This is a genomic window from Xanthomonas chitinilytica, from assembly GCF_026107455.2.
Taxonomy (GTDB): Bacteria; Pseudomonadota; Gammaproteobacteria; order Xanthomonadales; family Xanthomonadaceae; genus Stenotrophomonas; species Stenotrophomonas chitinilytica.
In genome coordinates this window covers 1-1,949 of record NZ_JAPCHY010000027.1, presented here as the reverse complement: position 1 = coordinate 1,949, position 1,949 = coordinate 1, and the positions used below count along the sequence as shown (strand labels likewise).

The 1,949-nt window shown below is 67.3% G+C and carries 2 protein-coding genes; both read left to right on the top strand.

Going from position 1 to position 1,949, the window contains the following annotated elements:
• Positions 1 to 506: 506 nt before the first annotated feature.
• Positions 507 to 1,694: a benzoate/H(+) symporter BenE family transporter gene (locus tag OK345_RS17695; protein WP_265129322.1), complete on the top strand. Its 1,188-nt coding sequence runs from the start codon at positions 507 to 509 to the stop codon at positions 1,692 to 1,694.
• A gap of 166 nt (positions 1,695 to 1,860) precedes the next feature.
• On the top strand, positions 1,861 to 1,949 hold an 89-nt coding region (locus OK345_RS17690; protein ID WP_265126615.1), incomplete at its 3' end, for a leucine zipper domain-containing protein.

The window sequence follows — 1,949 nt, the reverse complement described above, 5'->3', positions numbered from 1 at the left end:
AATTGATTCATTGCTTGATCAAACGTCTGCAAGATGGACAGTCATCCTTCCTGCAGGCGTCCTCACAAATTAACCTGCGCATACTTTCAAAGATCCCGAATCCGGCCTCAGCGCCTTCTCCGTACACCCCGACGTTTCCGTCGTAGCGAGCCGCCCATTATAGCCGGCTTTTCCGCGGCGTCAACACCTCGTAAGGCCCGACTCCGCCGCCCCAACCGACCCTCAGGTCCTGCCGAAGCGAGCCGCCTATTATGGCGGGTTTTCCGTGGCCGTCAACACCTTTTCGAAGGGTCCTGGCGGCTTCCGCTTCCGGCAGCGCCACCGCGTCGGTGGCCGCTTCCTTGGCGGGCCGCGCAGTGTAGGCCAATTGCGGAATTCGTCAAGCATCGCGTCGCCTGCAAGCGCGTGGCGCCATGTGCTGCCACGCATGCAACGGACCGGACCGGCATGCGGATACCGCGCTGGGCAACAATGACACTCCCTTCCTCCAGCCAAGATCCTGCCCGATGTCGCTACCGGTATCGCGTTCACTGCTTCGGGACCTGTCGCTGCCGGCGATCATGGCCGGCTTCATCACGGTCCTGGTGGGCTTCGCCAGTTCGGCGGTGATCGTGTTCCAGGCGGCGCAGTCGCTGGGCGCGGACCAGGCCGAGATCGCGTCGTGGATGTGGGCGCTGGGACTGGGCATGGGCGTTACCTGCATCGGCCTGTCGCTGCGCTACCGGATGCCGGTGGTGACCGCATGGTCGACGCCGGGCGCGGCGATGCTGGTGGTAGGCAGCGGCGGCCTGCCGTTGTCCGACGCGATCGGCGCGTTCCTGCTGGCCGCCGCGCTGGGCACGGTCGCCGGTTTCTCGGGCGTGTTCGAGAAGGCGATGCGGCGCATCCCGGTGTCGCTGGCGGCGGGGATGCTGGCCGGGGTGCTGTTGCGCTTCGGCCTGGACGTGTTCGTATCGATGGGTACCCAGCTGGGCATGGCGCTGGCGATGTTCGCCTGCTACCTGTGCGGCCGCCGGCTGTTCCCGCGCTATGCGGTGATCGCCACCTTGTTGACCGGCATCGCCATCGCCGCCGGCAAGGGCCTGTTGCACTGGGAGCAGGTGCAGCTGCAGCTGGCCGTGCCAGTGTTCACGCTGCCCACGCTGTCGGGAGCCGCGGTGCTGGGCATCGCGCTGCCGTTGTTCATGGTGACGATGGCCTCGCAGAACGTACCCGGGGTGGCGGTGCTGAAGGCCTCCGGCTATGCGCTGCCGGTGTCGCCGGTGATCGGCTGGATCGGCGCGGTCAACATGGTGCTGGCCCCGTTCGGGGCATATGCGCTCAACCTGGCGGCGATCACCGCGGCGATCTGCATGGGCCGCGACGTGGACGAGGATCCGGCCCGGCGCTATACCGCCGCGGTCAGCGCCGGGGTGTTCTACATCGTCGTCGGCCTGTTCGGCGCCACCGTGGCGGCGCTGTTCGCGGCGTTCCCGCGCGAGCTGGTGGCGACGGTGGCGGGCATCGCGCTGCTGGGCACCATCGGCAACAGCCTGGCGACGGCGCTGAGGGAGGAGGGCGAGCGCGAACCGGCGCTGGTCACCTTCCTGGTGACCGCCTCGGGACTGACGCTGGGCGGGATCGGCTCGGCGTTCTGGGGACTGGTGGCGGGGGCGCTCACCCTGCTGGTGCTGCGCAAGCGCACGCCTATCTGAGCAGGAACACGAGCCTGAGCACCGCCATGCCGGCAACACCGGCCGCCAGGGCGGGGTAGCTGATGCCGCCGCGCCGGCCTAGCTGTGATCTCTCAGTAGGTTGTTCATCCGGGGCATCTCTGGAAGATGGGGGTTACGAAGCCAACCCAGCCCCCAGGAGCCCCGGATGAACCTGCATAAACATGCCCGTCTTACGCCTCGCGGTCGAGCCCTGCTTGTCGATCGCGTGATCGAACAGGGCCTGAGAGTGGAGGA